The organism is Ventosimonas gracilis, from assembly GCF_001580025.1.
GTDB classification, from domain to species: Bacteria; Pseudomonadota; Gammaproteobacteria; order Pseudomonadales; family Pseudomonadaceae; genus Ventosimonas; species Ventosimonas gracilis.
Genome location: NZ_LSZO01000153.1, coordinates 1 through 18,600 on the forward strand (window position 1 = coordinate 1; position 18,600 = coordinate 18,600).

At 55.0% G+C, this 18,600-nt stretch carries 18 protein-coding genes and 1 pseudogene; 9 read left to right on the forward strand and 10 right to left on the reverse strand.

Going from position 1 to position 18,600, the window contains the following annotated elements; translation table 11 throughout:
- Positions 1-334: 334 nt before the first annotated feature.
- On the forward strand, positions 335-565 hold the full coding sequence (locus AXE65_RS07235; protein WP_068390156.1) for a hypothetical protein: 231 nt from the start codon (positions 335-337) through the stop codon (positions 563-565).
- Here the strand turns inward: AXE65_RS07235 and flhB are convergent.
- The 9 genes and pseudogenes from flhB to AXE65_RS07280 form a co-directional block, all read right to left on the reverse strand.
- Positions 534-1,664, reverse strand: a complete 1,131-nt coding sequence (gene flhB / locus AXE65_RS07240) for a flagellar biosynthesis protein FlhB (protein WP_068390160.1) — start codon at positions 1,662-1,664, stop codon at positions 534-536. The genes AXE65_RS07235 and flhB overlap by 32 nt on opposite strands.
- Complete coding sequence (gene fliR, locus AXE65_RS07245; protein ID WP_068390163.1) at positions 1,664-2,431, reverse strand: flagellar biosynthetic protein FliR; 768 nt, start codon at positions 2,429-2,431, stop codon at positions 1,664-1,666. The genes flhB and fliR overlap by 1 nt, the downstream gene beginning before the upstream one ends.
- Positions 2,431-2,700 carry a flagellar biosynthesis protein FliQ gene (fliQ, locus tag AXE65_RS07250; RefSeq protein ID WP_068390166.1) on the reverse strand — a complete coding sequence of 90 codons (270 nt, stop codon included), beginning with the start codon at positions 2,698-2,700 and terminating at the stop codon, positions 2,431-2,433. Before fliQ ends, fliR begins: the two co-directional genes overlap by 1 nt.
- Positions 2,697-3,440 carry a flagellar type III secretion system pore protein FliP gene (gene fliP, locus AXE65_RS07255; RefSeq protein WP_068390225.1) on the reverse strand — a complete coding sequence of 248 codons (744 nt, stop codon included), beginning with the start codon at positions 3,438-3,440 and terminating at the stop codon, positions 2,697-2,699. Before fliP ends, fliQ begins: the two co-directional genes overlap by 4 nt.
- 17 nt (positions 3,441-3,457) lie before the next feature.
- On the reverse strand, positions 3,458-3,916 hold the full coding sequence (gene fliO / locus AXE65_RS07260; RefSeq protein WP_160330605.1) for a flagellar biosynthetic protein FliO: 459 nt from the start codon (positions 3,914-3,916) through the stop codon (positions 3,458-3,460).
- 16 nt (positions 3,917-3,932) lie between these two features.
- Positions 3,933-4,262, reverse strand: a pseudogene (fliN, locus tag AXE65_RS07265) (flagellar motor switch protein FliN); the annotation flags it as partial.
- Positions 4,255-5,241, reverse strand: coding sequence for a flagellar motor switch protein FliM (gene fliM / locus AXE65_RS07270; RefSeq protein ID WP_068390172.1), 987 nt, complete (start codon positions 5,239-5,241; stop codon positions 4,255-4,257). The pseudogene fliN and the gene fliM, both read right to left, overlap by 8 nt.
- Positions 5,242-5,754, reverse strand: a complete 513-nt coding sequence (locus AXE65_RS07275) for a flagellar basal body-associated FliL family protein (protein WP_079214090.1) — start codon at positions 5,752-5,754, stop codon at positions 5,242-5,244. It lies immediately after the preceding gene.
- A gap of 55 nt (positions 5,755-5,809) precedes the next feature.
- The gene (locus AXE65_RS07280) at positions 5,810-6,865 is read right to left on the reverse strand and encodes a flagellar hook-length control protein FliK (protein WP_068390178.1); all 1,056 of its coding nucleotides are present in this window, start codon (positions 6,863-6,865) and stop codon (positions 5,810-5,812) included.
- A 176-nt stretch (positions 6,866-7,041) separates the two neighbouring features.
- Between AXE65_RS07280 and AXE65_RS07285 the strand changes: the two genes are divergently transcribed.
- The 8 genes from AXE65_RS07285 to AXE65_RS07320 all read left to right on the forward strand — a co-directional run bounded on the left by AXE65_RS07285 (position 7,042) and on the right by AXE65_RS07320 (position 16,119).
- Positions 7,042-7,482 carry a DUF2946 family protein gene (locus tag AXE65_RS07285; RefSeq protein ID WP_153015415.1) on the forward strand — a complete coding sequence of 147 codons (441 nt, stop codon included), beginning with the start codon at positions 7,042-7,044 and terminating at the stop codon, positions 7,480-7,482.
- A gap of 72 nt (positions 7,483-7,554) precedes the next feature.
- Complete coding sequence (locus AXE65_RS07290) at positions 7,555-9,612, forward strand: TonB-dependent copper receptor (protein WP_068390182.1); 2,058 nt, start codon at positions 7,555-7,557, stop codon at positions 9,610-9,612.
- Between the two features lie 160 nt (positions 9,613-9,772).
- Entirely contained in the window at positions 9,773-10,729 is a 957-nt protein-coding gene (locus AXE65_RS07295; RefSeq protein ID WP_068390183.1) for an ABC transporter substrate-binding protein, read from the forward strand.
- 66 nt (positions 10,730-10,795) lie between these two features.
- Positions 10,796-11,689: an ABC transporter permease gene (locus tag AXE65_RS07300; protein ID WP_068390186.1), complete on the forward strand. Its 894-nt coding sequence runs from the start codon at positions 10,796-10,798 to the stop codon at positions 11,687-11,689.
- Positions 11,682-12,476 (forward strand): ABC transporter ATP-binding protein, encoded by a 795-nt coding sequence (locus AXE65_RS07305; protein ID WP_068390188.1) that lies wholly within the window; start codon positions 11,682-11,684, stop codon positions 12,474-12,476. The genes AXE65_RS07300 and AXE65_RS07305 overlap by 8 nt, the downstream gene beginning before the upstream one ends.
- Complete coding sequence (locus AXE65_RS07310; RefSeq protein WP_068390190.1) at positions 12,476-12,913, forward strand: DUF192 domain-containing protein; 438 nt, start codon at positions 12,476-12,478, stop codon at positions 12,911-12,913. The genes AXE65_RS07305 and AXE65_RS07310 overlap by 1 nt, the downstream gene beginning before the upstream one ends.
- Before the next feature lie 212 nt (positions 12,914-13,125).
- Positions 13,126-14,670 carry a phosphoenolpyruvate carboxykinase gene (locus AXE65_RS07315; protein WP_068390193.1) on the forward strand — a complete coding sequence of 515 codons (1,545 nt, stop codon included), beginning with the start codon at positions 13,126-13,128 and terminating at the stop codon, positions 14,668-14,670.
- A 90-nt stretch (positions 14,671-14,760) separates the two neighbouring features.
- A complete protein-coding gene (locus AXE65_RS07320) occupies positions 14,761-16,119 on the forward strand; it encodes a pyridoxal phosphate-dependent decarboxylase family protein (protein WP_068390195.1) in 1,359 nt (452 codons plus the stop codon).
- A 43-nt stretch (positions 16,120-16,162) separates the two neighbouring features.
- Here AXE65_RS07320 and ppnN read toward each other — a convergent pair whose 3' ends face one another.
- A complete protein-coding gene (gene ppnN / locus AXE65_RS07325) occupies positions 16,163-17,536 on the reverse strand; it encodes a nucleotide 5'-monophosphate nucleosidase PpnN (RefSeq protein ID WP_068390197.1) in 1,374 nt (457 codons plus the stop codon).
- Positions 17,537-18,600 lie beyond the last annotated feature (1,064 nt).

The following is an 18,600-nucleotide window of genomic DNA, read 5'->3' on the forward strand; positions in this document are numbered from 1 at the left end:
TCAATCATCGACATGAAAACATCTATCTGGCCTTGCTAAAATTACTGCGTGAACAGCCGCTTTGATCGCGTTTGCTTCCTAAGACCCATAATTTAATAAATACTATTACTCGGTGCTAAAGGCCAGCGCATCATGCAGATGCAGGCTTTGCAAATAACGCACCTGAATGCCGAGCTGACGATAGTGACACCCTGCATACCGCCCCATTGCAGAGAGTCTAAGTCTTCGGCCAATTCGGCAAGAGACACATCAGGGAGCATCGCATTCATCGGCCAAGTTCAAGGGATGAGGTCAAATTTGTTATAACATAACAAATTTATCGGCAGGACTTTTCATGATTCCTCAAAATTACCGCGAGTGGCATCACTGCATCACCATCGAATGTGGCCTTGCTTTAACCACGGACTTTATCCGCGAACGCCTTGCCGTTTGGCGTGACGAAAAAGCCTTTGAAACGTCGCGCTTTCGTGAACTTTATGGCGATGCCCATTGGCAGGCGGTGATTGGCTGGTTTGAACAGGCGCGGCTCCTCGCTAATCATCCCGCCGCAACTCATCAGGAATAGGCAGGTTTTGCGGCGCGGGTGGCGCTAAATCGAAGCCGGGCCTACGCACTTGATAAACCCAAGCCAACACCTGTGCAACCGCTTGATAAAGCCCGGCCGGGATGGGTTCATCAAGTTCCGTGGAATAATAAATGGCGCGCGCCAACGCGGGCGATTGCAATTGACAGACATCGTGCGCGGCAGCAATTTCGCGGATTTTTAGCGCCAGCAAATCGCGACCCTTGGCGAGCAAAAGCGGCGCAGTTCCCGCGTTTTCATCGTATTTAAGTGCGACCGCAAAGTGTGTCGGGTTGCTAATCACCACATCGGCCTGCGGCACGGCGCCCATCATTCGCCGCTCGGCGCGTTCACGCTGTAATGCACGAATGCGCGATTTAACCTCCGGCTTGCCGTCGCTGTCCTTGTGCTCATCTTTAACTTCCTGGCGGGTCATGCGCATCTTTTTTTGCTGCGCAAGCCACTGCATCGGCGCATCAACAGCGGCAATCAGCAGCAGAGGAGTGCAGAGCCAAAGCAGATTTTGCCCCAGCAGCTTAAGGCCATGATTAATGGCTAACGGCTGTGGCTGTTTTGCCAGTGCGAGCAGCTCGGCGCGGTCTGCCGCCAGCACGATAAGCGAGGCAGCAAGCACCAAGCCAAACTTGGCAAGCGCTTTACCCAGTTCGGCAAGCGAGCGGGCAGAGAGCATCCGCTTAAGGCCAGACAGCGGATTTAATCGACTGAATTTGGGCTGCATACTCGCACCACTAAACAGCCAGCCGCCCGTTAGCAGTGGGGCGAGCAAAGCGGCGACAAACAGGCAGCAAAAAATCGGCAACAGTGCAATCAGTGCGATTTGCCCGCAGTCGATTAAAAGTTGCGCCATTTGATGGCTATCTAGCAGTTGCTCGCGCGGCAATACCAAGCAGCGCTGCAAGATTTGCAGCAGCGCTTGCCCGAGCGCCTCGCCAAAGCCCAGCAGAGCACCGCAACCGACAAGCATCAGCGTAGCCGTGGCAAGTTCCCTTGAGCGGGCAACCTCGCCTTTTTCTTTGGCTTCACGAAGGCGCTTCTCAGTGGGTTGTTCGCTTTTTTGTGCGCCGTTTTCGTTTTCTGCCATTAAATTAATTCACGCAATATCACAAAAGCGTCGCTTGCCAGCTGCGAAAAACTATCCGCAAAACCGGCTAAACCTATCCACAGCAATAACAAGCCCATTAACAGGCTCAAAGCAAAGCCGATGGAGAAAATATTAAACTGCGGCGCGGCGCGGCTCATAAAGCCAAAAGCCAGATTAACCACTAAAAGCGCGATAATTTGCGGCAATACCAAAAGCAATGCACCGCTTAGCACAGTGCTAAATTGCGCAAGCAGTACAGGATAACGAGAGGTTAAAAAGCCGCTGCCAATCGGCGTATTGTGAAAACTTTCCGCGAGCAAACCTATTACCAATAAATGCCCATTAACAGCAAGAAATAACAATATCGCCAGAATATTTAAAAACTGCCCCAAAACTACGTTGGAAGTGCCGGAAGCAGGGTCAACCGTCGAAGCAAAAGCCAGCCCCATTTGACTGGCAAGCAATTGCCCGGCGAGCACAAATAGTTGGAAAAACAATTGCAGCGAAATTCCCAGCAGCAGGCCGTTTAATACTTCCTGGACAATAAGCAGCAAAGTCGCCAGATTAAAACCAAGCAATAGCGAAGAGGCCGGTAAAGTGGGCAGCAGTACCGCCGTTAATATCAATGAAAAATACAGGCGAATACGCATCGGCAATAAATGCCCGCCGATAATCGGCATGGCCAGCAACAACGCGCCCACACGAAACAACGGCAATAATAAACCGGCTACCCAATGGGTAATCTGCGTATCGCTAAACTCAAGCACTAACCGATGATCTGAGGAATATTGCTGATAAGATTTTCGCTAAATTCCATCAGCTGCCCTACCAGCCAGGGGCCTGCCAATATCAGGGTGAGTAAAATCATTAAAAGACGCGGCAGAAAACTCAAAGTTTGTTCGTTAATTTGCGTAGCGGCTTGAAATACCGCAACCAACAAGCCGACCAGCAGACTGGGCAATATTAAAACCGCCACCCATAGCAAGGTCAGCCAAAAGGCTTCGCGCAGTAAGTCGAGGATAATTTCGGCGCTCACGTTAATGTTCCGAAACTGCCCGCCAGCGTACCTATCACTAATGCCCAGCCGTCAATCAATACAAACAGCATGATTTTAAACGGCAGCGAAATGACCAAGGGCGATAGCATCATCATGCCCATTGCCATAAGTACGCTGGAAATCACCAGGTCAATAATTAAAAACGGGATAAAAATCATAAAACCGATTTGAAAGGCGGTTTTAAGTTCAGAGGTTACAAAAGCCGGAATGAGCGTAAGCAGCGGTGCTTTTTCTGGCTCAGTCAATGGCTCGGCAGCGGACAGGCGGACAAATAAATCCAGGTCACTTGAGCGCGTTTGTGTCAACATAAAGGCTTTTAATGGTAGTTCGGCACGTTTTAGTGCTTGTTCGGGTTTGATTTGTTCCTCTAAATAGGGTTGCAGCGCTTCCTTATTTATCTGCTCAAAGACCGGCGCCATAATAAACAGGGTTAAAAACAAGGAAAGCCCAAGCAGTACCGGATTGGATGGGGTTTGTTGCAATCCCAAGGCTTGGCGCAGTATCGAAAGCACAATAATAATGCGGGTAAAGCTGGTCATCAGCATGATAAAGGCCGGAATAAATCCGAGCGCCGTCATCAATAATAAGACTTGCAGATTAACCGAGTATTCCTGTGCGCCGTTTTCACCTACGCTGATATTAAAAGCAGGCAGTGATAACGGGTCTGCGGCTAAAGCAAAGGGAGCGGCCAATAGGCTTATTGGCAGTAGCAGTAGCAGCCAGCGAAAAAAAACGTTCAAACGCGACCCCGTTGCAGGCTGGGCAAAAACTGCGCGAGCTGTGCGCTAAAAGCGGTGCCACCCGCGGGCTGTTTTTCCGCCAAGGGCTCGCTAAGTACATGTAGCCGCTTGATACCGCTATTGCCCACCGCCAGCAGTATTTGCTCGCGGCCTACTGCGACCAGCAGCAGCCGTTCGCGCGTGCTGAGCGGGTAGCTTTCGATAAGACGAATATGTCCGCCGCCGCTTTTGTTGACGGGCAAGCGCTTAAGCAGCCAACTTAGCGCGGCTATCAGCAGCAGCACCAAGAGCAGTCCCAACACTATTTTGCTTAAAGCAGCGCTGTGGTTTGTGGACGGCAAAGCGATTACACCGCCTTCGGCGAGGGCGGCATGGCTAAGAGTGGCAAGTAGCAATGCCAGGATAAACGGCACTCTCCGGCAAACCGAAAAGGCTAAAGCAATGGTACTAAACATCAATAAAAACAAACCATTAACCGAGCTTTTTAATACGCTCACTCTGGCTGATGACATCGGTTAAGCGGATGCCGAATTTTTCGTTGACCACGACCACTTCGCCATGCGCAATCAAGGTGCCGTTAACCAGCACATCGAGCGGTTCACCGGCGAGGCGGTCGAGTTCTATCACCGAGCCTTGGTTCAGTTGCAACAGGTTGCGGATGGAGATTTCGGTATTGCCGACTTCCATCGAAATGGTCACTGGAATATCCAAAATCACTTCAAAATTCGGCGCGTCCTGTGCGCTTTGCGCGTCTTGTTTAACTTGGCTTACAAATTCTTCCAGCGGGGCTTGCTCAGTTGTCATGGGATTTTTCCAGTGAAGTCACGGGTTCTTGCACTTGCAGCGCCAGTTGCCCCTTGTGTGCGCCAAGGCGCACGCGGAAAGTCGGCACGCCGCTGGCGCGCAGCAAAAGGTAAGGTTCCATCTCAATCGGCAGTACGTCGCCTTCGCGCAAGTTAAGCAGCTCGCGCAGCTTGATCGAGCGCTTGGCGACACAGGCGGACAGCGGCACTTTGGCGGCCAGAATGTCCTCACGCAGTGCGCCTACCCAGCGTTCATCCTGGTCGTTGATATCCGCCTGTAAACCGGCGTCGAGTAAATCGCGTATCGGTTCAATCATCGAATAAGGCAGCGTGATGTGCATTTCGCCACCGCCGCCGTCCAGTTCGATGCGAAAAGTCGAAACCACTACCACTTCATTGGGACTGACGATATTGGCGAGCGCCGGATTGACCTCCGAGCCGATATAGTCAAACGAAAGTGCAAGTACCGCCTGCCACGCGTCGCGCAAATCGGCAAAGGCTTGTTCGAGCACCATTTGAATCACGCGCTGCTCGGTTGGGGTAAATTCGCGGCCTTCGATTTTGGCGTAGCGGCCGTCCCCACCGAAGAAGTTATCCACCAATTTAAACACCAGCTTGGCATCGAGGATAAACAGCGCCGTGCCGCGCAGTGGCTGGATTTTTACCATGCTCAGGCTGGTCGGCACGTAAAGGGCGCTTAGGTATTCGCTGAATTTCATCAACTGCACGCCACTGGCCGCGACTTCCGCGCTGCGCCGCAGCAGGTTAAACAAGCTGATCCGCGTGTGGCGGGCAAAGCGCTCGTTAATCATCTCCAGCGTCGGCATGCGCCCGCGCACAATGCGCTCTTGGCTGCCCAAGTCGTAGCCGGTAACGCCGTCGATGCGTTCGGCTGGCTGTTCGGCTATCAGCCCGTCGTCTACGCCGTGCAGCAGGACATCAATTTCATCCTGCGACAATAAATCCTGTACCGCCATTTATTGCACGACCAAGCCAGTAAACAGCACCTGTTCGACCACCGGTATGCCGAGCACTTGCTGCGCGACTTGCTGCACCTCAAGGGTGGCCTGCTGGCGCAGTTGCTCTTTGCCTTCAGCGCTTGCCAGATGAGCCAGATCCTGGCCGGAAAACAGCATCAGCAAGCGGCTGCGCAGTAGTGGCAGATGCGCTTTCAGCGCGTTCAGTTCTTCAGCATGGCGACCCATCAGCGCAATGGCGACTTGCAAATAGCGCGACTGCCCGCCTTGCTTGAGATTGACCACAAAGGGCGGATCGAGATTTTCATAAATGGCGGGCGGTACCGGAAAGGCGGGCTCTGCCACTGTTTCTGCCAACGCCGGCAAGCGCTGCGCCATCAGCCACCAAGTGCCGCTGGCCGAAAGAGCCGCGGCGAGCAGCATGGCAGTTACGATTAAAGCGGCCAGTTTAAGGCGCTCATGAGTTGGAACTTGCGTCATCGTTGCCGCCTGCGCGGGTTGCTTGTTCGCCATGCCAATAATCCGTCTGCTGATCAGTGACGCAAGCTAAGGCAAGGGCTGTGCCAGCTTAGGCATAGTAATCAATCAGATTTTGATGGCTGGCAGGCAAGAGGGAGACGCTGTCTTGCGTCTTTAGCTTATCGCCCTGCTTGCTGGCGGGACGCGACGACTGTTTGGAGCTTTGTTCTTTATGCTGCGAAAAAGAAGCATCCAAAACCTCAAGGCGCGGGGCAGGCAATCCTTGGTTTTCCAGCATGGCTTGCAGGCGGTGAAGCTGGCCTTCCAGTACCCCGCGCACCTCGGCATGCTGGCTTGCAAGCTGCACTTCGGCTGCCCCTTCGGCCAGCGCGACACGCACTTGCAAAGTGCCCAATTCCTTGGGCGACAATTCAATCTGCGCCGCTTGCAGGTTTTGGCTGGACAGCCACATCACCCGCTGGCCAAGCATCTCGCAAAACTGGCCATTTTGCAGCGGCAAGGCTTGGGCTTGGGCTTGGGCTGAAGGCCGTGCAGTCAATGGGTCATGACTGCTTTGCAAGAGCGCGCGAGGCACAGCGACATTTTCGCTTAAAGGAGCCGCGCGGCGTTTGCCCTCCAGGCGGACTGGCTGTTCAGCCGTTGCTGCGGCAGACGGCGTTTTAACCGGCGGCACGGCAAGGTCTTGGCCTGCTTGCTTATTTTCGTCGGTGTTTTTTTCGAAAGGATCAGTGCTGGACTTTATCGATCTTTCGAGCGGGTTATCGTCTTGCGGCAACTCATCCGGCACGGGATCCGTATCAAGTGATAGTGCTCGGTTATTTTCATCCATTGCCGTATCTGTCGCCTGTTCGCCTTGATCGGCTCCTATATCCGCTGGTGGCGGCGTGGATGGCATCGCCTGGCTGAATAAAAACAACAGCAAAGCCGCTGCCGCCTGTTCGTCCGCCAGTTTTTTGGCACTTGCTTCGTCTTCTTCGCCTGCGGCCTTATCCGAAGCAGCCAAGGGCTGCTCGCCAAGGTCTGCACCCGCTGCAAGCTGGTACAGATACGCAAAGTCTTCTGGCTGCTCTGCTTCACTTGCCGCCGAGCGGCCGGGTAGATTGAAAGGCACAACGGGTGCAGAACCATCAACGCTAACCGTCATAAACCAAGGCTCCAAAACAGCGAAAAAGAGCATGGCCTTAAGCAAGGAACAGACCAAGGCTTTATGCACAGCGCGCCCATCGGGTAAAGCGACATCAGCATAAATCCCATAAAACCAAGCTGTTTATGAGCCGGATCAATAGGCAGTAGCGGTACCAAGGCTCTAAAATCCACGCCGTGAACCGTCCTGCTACCCGTTTTCATCGCATCATGCACCACCTCGCCCTGATGGCGATGGCGCTGATGCTGTGCATGCCGCTGCTCAGCCGCTACCAGCAAGGCATGGAGCACGCGGCGCAGGCGGATGCGGGCGTGATGTGCCTGTCCGAAGTATCGCGCGCGGCATTGGCTGTGGAGGAACAGGCCGCGCATGCACTTTTGCATAAAGGCAGCCAAGACCACTCGGCAGATGGTGGTACCCCGGCACAGGGTTCGCATCTGGATCACGGAGCCGTGTGCGGCTACTGCGTGCTCGCTGCATGGCTGTTGCCGGTGTTGGCACTGGTGTTGGTGGTGCCACCGCCAGCGCGGCCTTTCGGCGTTTCGGCGCTGCCCGCCACTCCGCTGGCTCCGTTCTGGCCTACCCACACGCCGCGCGGCCCACCGCTGGTCTCCTGAAGTACAGGTTTGAAACTCTCTGGCCTTTGATCCCACTGGCAGGGTTTTTCCGTATTTTTTGGAGCATTTTTTATGAAATTCCCTCTTCACCCGCTCACTATAGCGGTCGTATCCGCTTGCCTGTTTCCCGCCGCCGCATTGGCCGACGACCAGCCATCCGGCGCACACAGGCTCGATAGCATTCTCATCACCACCAGCGCGCCATCCAGCGCGCTGACCTGGAGCACCGACCCGCGCCTGCCGCGCCAGCCGGTTCCGGCCAGCGATGGCGCGGACTACCTGAAGACCGTTGCCGGCTTTGCCGCCATCCGCCAGGGCGGCAGCAACGGCGATCCGGTGTTGCGCGGGATGTTCGGCTCGCGCCTGAACATCCTCAGCAATGATGGCGTGTTGCTTGGTGCCTGTCCCTCGCGGATGGACAACCCACTGTCGTATATCGCGCCGGAAACCTTTGACCGCCTGACCATCATCAAAGGCCCGCAGACCGTGCTGTGGGGGCCGGGTGCCTCGGCGGGCACGGTGCGCTTTGAGCGCGATACGCCGTATTTCAGCGAATCCGGCATTAATCTTGATGCCAGCGCGCTGGCCGCAAGCCATGATCGCAACGATCAGGCCTTCACCCTGACCACAGGCTACCAACCCGGTTATATGCGCATCACCGGCAACCGTTCCGAATCCGCTGATTACAAGGACGGCAACGGCCACCAGGTACATTCGGGCTGGGATAAATGGAATGCCGACCTCGCCCTCGGCTGGACGCCGACCCCAGGTACCGCGCTTGAACTCAGCGCCGGGCGCGGCGATGCCAAGACCCGCTACGCCGGGCGTGGTATGGACGGTTCCCTGTTCGAGCGCAGCAGCTATGGCCTGCGTTTTGAAACATCCAATCTGCCCGGCGCATGGCAATCGCTCAGCGCCAACCTGTATCACAACGATGTCGATCATGTGATGGACAACTACAGCCTGCGCACACCCAATCCATCAGGCTCCATGCCGATGCCGATGGCGAGCAACGTGGATCGCAGAACCCGAGGCGGGCGCGTGGCGCTGGCCTGGCAGGCAGATAGGTTGGCGATGACGTTCGGGCTGGACGGACAGGACAGCCGTCACCGCCGCCGCAGCGGCATGGGTATTGATGCGTACCGCGCGCAGCCGCGGGTGCGCGATGCTCAATTTCGCAACCTCGGCATCTTTGCCGAAATGACCGTTGACGAAGACAGAGCGCAGCGCTGGATTTCCGGATTGCGCCTTGACCGGGCGCAGGCGCGCGATGACCGCGCCACGCTCGGCGGCATGAGGGGGATGCCAGCGATGCCCAATCCCAGCGCCGGACAAACGCGCAAAGAAACGCTCAAAAGCGCCTTTATCCGCCATGAAGCGGACCTGAGCCCGCGCCTGAGCGGGTATCTGGGCCTCGGTCACAGCGAACGCATGCCCGACTACTGGGAACTGTTTTCGCCCAACAACGGTCCTGCGGGTGCGCCCAATGCATTTAGCGGAGTGCAGCCGGAAAAGACCACACAACTCGACATCGGCCTCAACTACAAGCATGAGCACCTGACGGCCTGGCTGTCGGCCTATGCCGGGGTTATTGATGACTACATTCTGACCACCTACACGAACGGCATGATGGGCATGAGCACACGCACAACCAATGTGGACGCGCGCATTGCCGGAAGCGAAGCCGGAGTGGAGTGGAAACCGGTCGATGGCTGGACGCTGGGCACCACGCTCGCCTGGGCTTGGGGCGAAAACCGCAGTGCTCACGCGGCGTTGCCGCAGATGCCGCCGCTGGATGCGCGCTTCTCGGCCGCGTGGCAAGGCGGTCGCTGGTCGGCGGGCGCACTGCTGCGTGGCGTGGCGCGGCAGGGGCGGATTGCGGCCGGACAGGGCAATATCGTCGGACGCGATCTGGATGAAAGTTCCGGATTCGCTACCCTGGCGCTGAATGCCGGGGTTCGCCTGAGCGATTCCCTGCAATTGACCGCAGGCGTGGACAATCTGTTTAACCGGTATTACAGCGAGCACCTGAATCTCGCCGGAAGCGCCGATTTTGGCTATCCGGCAGATCCGGTGCGCATCGCCGAACCCGGGCGCACCGCGTGGCTTAAGTTCACCGGTCGCTTTTAAGCCGCGAAGCGGACGACATTAGAACCAGGCAATCGGCTGAAGCGATAAGAACCACTCTCTTCACCCGATTGCCCTGCTGCACAGAGCACAGCCGCTATGTTTTAAGCGGCTAAAAACGTATCATGTCGCCCCCGCTTGGGACGCAAAAGAAGGAAATCTCATGAAACGCTGGCTTTGCGCCTCGCTGCTGTCTGTTTTGGCCGCTTCAGGTGTGTTTGCACAAGAACAAAAATCGGTTGCCGTGCTCTCCATCGTCGAGCATCCGGCGCTGGATGCCGCGCGCGACGGCGTGCAGGCAGGTCTTGCCGAAGAGGGTTTTGTCGTCGGCAAAAATCTTAAATGGCAGTACCAAAGTGCGCAGGGCAATATCGGTACCGCCGGGCAGATTGCGCAAAAATTTGTAGGCGATGCTCCCGATGTGATTGTCGCCATTGCCACGCCCGCCGCACAGGCCGTAGCGGCGCGCAGCAAAAGCATCCCGCTGCTGTTTACTGCGGTCACTGACCCGGTAGCCGCCAAGTTGACGCCAAGCTGGCAAGCCTCCGGCAGCAATATCAGCGGCGTGTCGGATTTGCTGGAGCTAAGCCAGCAAATCGCGCTGATTAAACAGGTGGTGCCGACGGCAACGCGGGTGGGCATGGTCTACAACCCCGGCGAGGCCAATTCGGCGGTGGTCGTCAAACAGCTAAAAGAACTGCTGCCCGCCCAAGGCATGACGCTGGTGGAAGCCGCCGCGCCGCGTTCGGTGGATGTCAGCAGCGCCGCCCGTAGCTTGGTCGGTAAGGTGGATGTGTTTTATACCAGCACCGATAACAACGTGGTCTCTTCCTATGAAGCGCTGGTTAAAGTCGGCCAGGAAGCAAAAATTCCATTGATTGCCTCTGATACTGACTCAGTCAAACGCGGCGCAGTGGCCGCTTTAGGGGTTAATTACCACGACCTTGGCGTACAGACCGGCCGCATGGCCGCACGCATTCTAAAAGGCGAGCAGCCGGGCACCATTGCGCCAGAAACCAGCGCTAAAGTGGAACTCTTTGTCAATCCCGGTGCGGCTGAAAAACAAGGCATCAAGCTGTCTGAAGTATTGCTGCAAAGCGCGGCGCAAGTGGTTGAGTAACTAACCTTCGCCGAGTGTCCCCGGTTTTCGCCGGGGATTTTCGTTTTATCCTGACGCCTCACTTTTATGTCTTGGTTTTCCCTGTTTGGTGCGCTTGAAATTGGCCTGATTTTTAGTTTGGTGGGTCTTGGCGTATTTATTTCCTTTCGCTTGCTGCGTTTCCCTGATTTAACGGTGGACGGTAGTTTTCCGTTGGGTGCAGCGGTCTGCGCCATTTTAATTGCGCATGAAGTAGATCCTTGGCTCGCGACTTTGGCGGCTATCTTTGCAGGCGCAGCCGCGGGGCTTTTAACCGGTTGGCTGAATGTGCGACTAAAAATTATGGACTTGCTCGCTTCCATCTTGGTGATGATTGCGCTGTATTCCATCAATTTACGCATTATGAATGGGCCGAATGTACCGCTGATTAACGATCCCACCTTGTTTTCTTTATTGCAGATTGAAGGCGTGGCCGATTATCTCATGCGGCCATTGCTACTGCTTTTAATTGTGATATTGGCCAAGTGCTTACTGGATGCTTTTTTTGCTACCGAAGCTGGCCTTGCCATTCGTGCTACCGGCTCCAATGCGCGTATGGCAAGGGCGCAAGGCGTTAATACCAACGGCATGATTTTGCTCGGCATGGCGATTTCCAATGCGCTGGTCGCGCTGGCCGGGGCGCTGTTTGCGCAGACCCAAGGCGGCAGCGACATCACCATGGGCGTGGGTACCATTGTGGTGGGACTGGCGGCTGTGATTGTCGGCGAATCCATCCTGCCCGCACGGCGAATGATTTGGCTAACGCTGGCGGTGATTTTAGGTGCCATCCTCTACCGCTTGTTTGTTGCGCTGGCGCTTAACAGCGACTTTATCGGCCTGAAAGCACAGGATTTAAATCTGGTAACGGCGGTATTGGTCACGGTTGCGCTGGTTATTCCGCTGCTTAAGCTGCGCCTGCGCAAGAGGTTCTCCCGTGCTTAGCGCCGAGCAGCTGGTCGTCACCTTTAACGCCGGAACGCCGGTAGAAACGCGCGCCCTGCGCGGCCTGTCGCTGAATATTGGCGAAGGGCAATTTGTCACCGTGATAGGTTCCAACGGCGCGGGCAAGTCCACCTTGCTTAACTGCATTTGTGGCGAGATGACGGTCGATAGCGGCCGTATTGTGCTGGATGGGCAGGATGTTACCCGCTGGCCGGTCTGGCAGCGCGCGCAGCAGGTGGCGCGGGTATTTCAAGACCCGCTGGCCGGTACCTGTGAAAACTTGAGTATTGAAGAAAACATGGCGCTGGCGCTGAATCGTGGCCGTCGTCGCAATCTATCGAGGGCGGTGCGCGGTGAAATGCGTAGCGAGTTCCGCGACAAACTGGCAAGTCTGGGCTTAGGGCTGGAAAACCGCCTGCGCGAACCTATCGGCCTGCTCTCCGGCGGCCAGCGCCAAGCGGTCAGCCTGCTGATGGCGGCGCTGCGCCCGTCGCGCATTCTGCTGCTCGATGAACACACCGCCGCGCTCGACCCGCGCACCGCTGATTTTGTACTTGAGCTCACCGCGCGGATTGTCGCGGAAAATCAGCTCACCGCGATGATGGTGACGCACAGCATGCGCCAAGCGCTGGATGTCGGCGAACGCACGCTGATGCTGCATCAAGGACAAGTGGTGCTGGACGTTTGCGGCGAGCAGCGTGCGCAAATGCAGGTGACGGACTTGCTGCACCAGTTTGAAAAAGTGCGCGGCGAGCAACTCGCCGACGACAGCCTGCTGCTCGGTTAATGTTTGAACGCCTTGGCTCTGCCTTGCTGCTGTTACTGCTAGCGGGACAGGCCAGTGCAGAAAACCTGGCGCAAATCCACCTGCCACGGGCTCTGCTCCATATCCGTCAGCAGCCGATTGAAGCGCAGCTTGCAACCACCCCTAAGCAGCGGAATATCGGCCTGATGCACCGTACGCAAATGCCGCAAAACGAAGGCATGTTGTTTATTTATACCGATGATGCCGAGCGCTGCTTCTGGATGCGCGATACGCCGCTGCCGCTCTCGGCTGCCTTTATCGATAAAACGGGCGTTATCGTAAAACTGGTCAGCATGCAGCCTTTCAGTGATAAGAGCCACTGCTCGGAACAACCGGTGCGCTATGTGCTGGAAATGCAACAAGGCTGGTTTAAAAAGCACGAGATAACCACAGGCGAGCGTGTGAACGGCATCCCCTGATGCTTGCTGCAGCAATCGCTTTAGCGCCCTCGCCCACCACTGGTGAAAGAGCGCAAAACAGAGCGCGATGGCTCTGAAGGCGGCGCTTTTCTGTACTTTTTTCCACGTTTTTTCTGGCACTTTTCTGGCGCTGTTCTGGCACAATTGCATTCTTGTTTTGCCCTGTTACAAGGGCTTTTTTTATTGCCCAAAAGGGCTGATGGGAACGCAAGATGACGCAAACCACCCCCGCTACTGTTTATACCGACATCAGCACAGCCGAACTGGTTGAACACGCCATCCGCCGCCACGAAGGCACGCTTGCCGAAAGCGGCGCATTGGTTGTGCATACCGGCAGGCGTACCGGACGTTCGCCTGCCGACCGTTTTATCGTCGATGAGCCGGGCAGCAGCGGGGAGATTGCTTGGGGGACGGTCAATCAAAAATTCCCGGCGGATCAATTCGATGCGCTTTGGGCGCGGGTAGAGGCTTTTAATCAAGGGCAAGAACACTTTGTCTCGCATGTGCATGTCGGTTCAGCCGCCGAACATTACCTGCCAGTCAAAATGACCACACAAACCGCTTGGCAAAACCTGTTTGGCCGCCAGCTTTTTATCAATCCACCCACTTACAATCCGGCCAATAAACCCGAGTGGCAAGTGCTCAATGTCGCCAACTTCACCTGCGTGCCCGAACGCGACGGCACCCATTCTGACGGCTGCGTGATTTTAAATTTCGCCAAACGCAAAGTATTGATTGCCGGTATGCGTTATGCCGGTGAAATGAAAAAAGCCATGTTCTCGGTGCAGAACTTCCTGCTACCGGCCAAAGATGTATTGCCTATGCACTGCGCCGCCAATATTGGCGAGGCCGGTGATGTGACTTTATTCTTTGGTTTATCCGGCACCGGTAAAACCACCTTATCCGCCGATGAATCGCGTTATTTAATTGGTGACGACGAACACGGCTGGGGCGAGGGTATTGTCTTTAATATTGAAGGCGGCTGTTACGCCAAGTGCATTGACTTATCCGAAAAGAACGAACCGGTTATCTGGAAAGCCATCCGCTTTGGCGCCGTGCTGGAAAATGTCGTACTCGATCACAAGCGCGTGCCCGATTACCATGATTCAAGTTTGACGCAAAACTCCCGTGCGGCTTATCCGCTGGAATTTGTCGAAAAATGCTCCGAGCATAATCAGGGCGCTGAGCCTTCTGCGGTGATCTTTTTAACCTGCGATTTAACCGGCGTATTGCCACCGGTTTCCATCTTGACCGAAGAACAAGCGGCTTATCATTTTCTCTCCGGTTATACCGCACTGGTTGGCTCTACCGAAATGGGCGCAGGCAGTGGGATTAAATCGACTTTTTCTACCTGCTTTGGCGCACCGTTCTTCCCGCGCCCACCGGCGGTTTATGCCGAATTGTTAATCAAGCGTATTAAAGCCTTTGGCTCTAAAGTCTATTTGGTCAATACCGGCTGGAGCGGTGGCGGTTATGGCGTGGGCAAACGTTTTTCCATTCCGCTGACTCGCGCGGTTATTGCCGCCATTCAAGGCGGCACATTAATAGGCACTGAAACCGAACATCTGCCTATTATCAATCTCAATGTACCCAAAGCCATTGCCGGGGTTGACAGCAACTTGCTTAATCCGCGCACCACTTGGGCGGATAAATCCGCCTATGATCAAGCGGCCAAGCAATTGGCACAGCTTTTTATTGATAACTTTAAAAAGTTTGAAGTCAGCGATGCCATTCGCAGCGCAGGCCCTGTCCTTTAAATACAACGCATAAACCGTCACCGCCAGCCTCTTTCTTGATAAAAGAGCGAGCTGCTGGCTTATTGATTACTGCCTTGCCGGGATATAACTATGCATGAGATTACTGCAACTATTGCAGCGGACATCGAACAAATCTCCCACCTGTGTTCGGCGCGGTTAAAAAGCCGCCCAGCACTGGGCGGGCCGGTACCTGCTACGGTTTTGCGCGATAGCGTCGGGCAAACCATTACCGCTGAAGGTCTGGGCAGCGAACAGGTGCTTAAACTTTGGCAACAACATCTGGAGACGGCCTGCATTGCCGCCGACCACCCTGGGTATCTTGCGTTTATTCCGGCAGCACCGACTAAACTGGCGGCGGCCTTTGATATGTACGTCAGCGCGGCGAGCATTTACGGCAGCACTTGGCTGGAGTCCGCCGGAGCGGTTTATGCGGAAAACCAGGCGCTGCGCTGGGTGGCTGATTTGGCGGGATTTCCCGCCAATGCAGGCGGCGTTTTTGTGCAAGGCGGCACCTTGGGCAACCTGTCCGCACTGGTTGCCGCCCGCGACCATGCCAAGCGCACACGCGAGCAACTGCCGCAGCGCTGGGCGGTTTGTTTGACCGATGAGACCCATTCCTCAGTCGCGCACATGCTGCGCACGGTGATGGACGTGGAAGTGATCCGCGTCCCCGGCGATGCGCAAGGCCGTTTGACCGGTGCGGCGCTTGCGGCCACTTACGACGGGCTGCCGGCTGCGCTGCGCGAAGGTATTTTTGCCGTGGTCGCGACCGCAGGCACAACCAATCTGGGCATTGTCGATGACCTTGAAGGTATCGGCGCAGAGTGCAAAAAACACGGCTGGTGGATGCACGTAGACGGCGCTTACGGCGGTGCCGCGCTCGCCGCGCCTTCGGTGCGGGCGCTGTTTAATGGCATCGAGCAGGCCGACTCCTTTATTGTTGACCCGCACAAATGGCTGTTTAGTCCGTTCGACTGCTGCGCACTGATTTACCGCGACCCGGCCATCGGCCGCATGGCACACACGCAAAAGGCTGATTATCTGGAAGTCATCAACGAAGACTTTGAATGGAATCCGGGCGATTTTGCCGTCCACCTGACCCGCCGCGCCCGTGGCCTGCCGTTTTGGTTCTCGCTCGCCGCACACGGCAGCGCCGCCTACAGCGCCGCCATCGAAAAAACCTTGCAAACCGCCCATGCCGGTGCAAGGCTCGTACGTGACAGCGAGCATCTGCAGCTACTGCTGGAGCCGCAGCTTTCCGTAGTGATTTTCCGCCGCAAAGGCTGGCAGCCCAAAGACTACGCCAAGTGGAGTGAACGCCTGCTGCAAGAGCAAATCGCCCTGGTCACCCCCACCCGCCACCGCGGCGAAGTCTGCACCCGCTTTGTAGTCGTCAACCCACAAACCACCCTGGATGACTTGCAGCGCGTGATTGACAGCATGAAATAGCTAAAACCACCCTCTCCTACCCGGTGGGAGAGGGCAAGCCGTTTTAATCCACAGGCTGCCAGCAAGGTTGATAAGGCAAAGCGCCAGGCAGTTTCATTCGTCCAGCTTCGATAAATTGGCGCAGCAGCGCATCCAGGGGTTGCATAATCCGCTGCTCGCCACGGATCTGATAAGGTCCATGTTGTTCAATCAGGCGAATACCGTTTTCCTTGACATTACCGGCAACAATACCGGAAAACACCCGGCGCAAATTGGCGGCGAGTTCATGCAGCGGTAAATCACTTTGCAAATGCAGCGCTGCCATATTCTCATGGGTTGCGGCAAATGGGCGTTGAAAGCCTTCGTCGATTTTAAGCAGCCAATTAAAATGAAAGGCATCACTGCGTTCACGGCGAAAGTTTTTTACTTTTATCAATCCAGCTGCCATTTGTCTGGCCACTTCTGCCGGATTATCTTCAATGATTTGATAGCGCTTTTGCGCCGCCTCGCCCAAAGTCTCGCCAATAAATTGGTGAATTTGCACAAGCCACTGACGCGCCGTTTTCGGCGCGGTTAAAATCAATGGAAAAGGCAGTTCGCTATTATCCGGATGACAAAGAATACCGAGCAAATAAAGCAACTCTTCTGCCGTGCCTACCCCGCCGGGGAAAACAATAATACCGTGCCCCAAACGGACAAAGGCTTCCAGGCGTTTTTCAATATCCGGCAGGATAACCAATTCATTCACAATGGGATTGGGCGCTTCGGCGGTAATAATGCCAGGCTCGGTTAATCCCAAATAACGTGCATCCCGATTGCGCTGTTTGGCATGACTGATGGTTGCGCCTTTCATCGGCCCTTTCATAACCCCAGGGCCGCAGCCGGTACAAATATCAAGGCCGCGTAAACCCAGCTCATGGCCGACTTTTTTACTGTATTTATATTCTTGCGTGCTGATGGAATGCCCACCCCAACAAACCACTAATTTAGGTTCCACGCCCGCGCGCATGGCGCGGGCATTGCGCAGCAGGTGAAAGACATAATCGGTAATACCCGCCGAGCTTTGTAAATCCACTTGACGGTTATCCCGCTCGCTTTGCGTATAAACAATATCGCGCAATGCGGAAAACAACATCTCGCGGGTGCTGGCAATCATCTGTCCATCGACAAAAGCATCCGCCGGGGCATTATGCAGCGACAGACGAATACCACGGTCTTGCTGATGAATGCGTACCTCAAAATCGGCGTAGGCTTCAAGAATGGTTTTCGCGTTATCACTCTGTGCGCCGGTATTTAAAATGGCGAGTGCACACTTGCGAAACAACGGATACAAACTACCGGAACCCGCCTCGCGCAGTTGCTGCACTTCGCGTTGAGAGAGGGTTTCCAAACTGCCTTTGGGGCTAACTTCAGCATTGTTTTTTTGACGTTTTGGCATTATGCAGTACAGGCTCTTGTTAATACAGATTAGGTTTAGGGTTTAACCATTGGTTTAGCCAGGGTCTGTTCCCGTTTTAAACGCAAGCCGCGCTACTGCTCAAAGTTTCGCCAAGCCAGGCCAATGTCTACAACCTTGGCAAAGGCGTAGGCGCCGTATGGCGAAATTTTGACGCAGCGCGAAGGGACAGGTCAGATTTTTCGCGCCGCTACGTTACTCGTCGCTTATTTGCAATAGCAAACTTCGCTTCTCGCGCCTTGCCACGCGAAAAATCTGCCTCAGCCTTCACCAGGTTTGAAACGGGAACAGACCCTGCTCATCTCCTTTTTCTTTTCCCTCGCCGCTGTCTCCTGACACCGGCAGGAGTGGATCTAAAGCATTATTTATCAGTTAGTTAAGAAATTTCTGCTATCCACGGCAACCCTCAAGCGGATACCGCCTAATTCAATAGCCGTCTAAAAAGCAAGACATCTTACAAAGTAAAAATATATTCATTGAAAATGAAAAAACTTATTGCAAAAAGGCCGCTATAAGTCTATTTTCATATAAGAAATTCTATTTTCTCATAAAGATAGTTTTTCTTGTTGTGTTTCTTGCAGTTTAGGGACTCAGTGTATCGGTTCACTGCCGTTAAAGGGAACTTTACATGTGCCAAGTCGTCGAGTCTTGCCTACCGGGCGTGACTGTATCTGCAAAAATCTTCAATCACAACAACATTACTACTATCCAACCGGTGGCCAATCGAGCGGCAACCAGGTTTCTCTCTCCTATTCCCCAGCCTCTGTTCGTTCTTAAAGAACGAGGGCATTCTTCTGCGCGACCCACTGCCGGAATGGGTTGGTAATAGCCAGTCTGGTCGCGCCCTGAGGAACGGGAACTGCTGCGATAACCACCACTCCATCACTTGCATTGAACAATTCCATCTAACCAGGGAAGCATCCAGCTGTGCGCGCCGTAAGGCTCCCGCACGCCGCTTGCCTGCCCGTTGCAACCTGCCCTGATGGCATCCGATTTAAGGGGGAACTGCCGATGAAAACCTGAATTCACCCAAACATTCCGTCCTG

Excerpts from the sequence above, each read along its gene's own strand:
- AXE65_RS07235 (WP_068390156.1), top strand. The coding sequence starts at position 335 with ATGATTCCTCAAAATTACCGCGAGTGGCATCACTGCATCACCATCGAA.
- flhB (WP_068390160.1), bottom strand. The coding sequence starts at position 1,664 with ATGGCAGAAAACGAAAACGGCGCACAAAAAAGCGAACAACCCACTGAG.
- fliO (WP_160330605.1), bottom strand. The coding sequence starts at position 3,916 with ATGTTTAGTACCATTGCTTTAGCCTTTTCGGTTTGCCGGAGAGTGCCG.
- fliM (WP_068390172.1), bottom strand. The coding sequence starts at position 5,241 with ATGGCGGTACAGGATTTATTGTCGCAGGATGAAATTGATGTCCTGCTG.
- AXE65_RS07275 (WP_079214090.1), bottom strand. The coding sequence starts at position 5,754 with ATGGCGAACAAGCAACCCGCGCAGGCGGCAACGATGACGCAAGTTCCA.
- AXE65_RS07280 (WP_068390178.1), bottom strand. The coding sequence starts at position 6,865 with ATGACGGTTAGCGTTGATGGTTCTGCACCCGTTGTGCCTTTCAATCTA.
- AXE65_RS07290 (WP_068390182.1), top strand. The coding sequence starts at position 7,555 with ATGAAATTCCCTCTTCACCCGCTCACTATAGCGGTCGTATCCGCTTGC.
- AXE65_RS07295 (WP_068390183.1), top strand. The coding sequence starts at position 9,773 with ATGAAACGCTGGCTTTGCGCCTCGCTGCTGTCTGTTTTGGCCGCTTCA.
- AXE65_RS07300 (WP_068390186.1), top strand. The coding sequence starts at position 10,796 with ATGTCTTGGTTTTCCCTGTTTGGTGCGCTTGAAATTGGCCTGATTTTT.
- AXE65_RS07310 (WP_068390190.1), top strand. The coding sequence starts at position 12,476 with ATGTTTGAACGCCTTGGCTCTGCCTTGCTGCTGTTACTGCTAGCGGGA.
- AXE65_RS07315 (WP_068390193.1), top strand. The coding sequence starts at position 13,126 with ATGACGCAAACCACCCCCGCTACTGTTTATACCGACATCAGCACAGCC.
- AXE65_RS07320 (WP_068390195.1), top strand. The coding sequence starts at position 14,761 with ATGCATGAGATTACTGCAACTATTGCAGCGGACATCGAACAAATCTCC.
- ppnN (WP_068390197.1), bottom strand. The coding sequence starts at position 17,536 with ATGCCAAAACGTCAAAAAAACAATGCTGAAGTTAGCCCCAAAGGCAGT.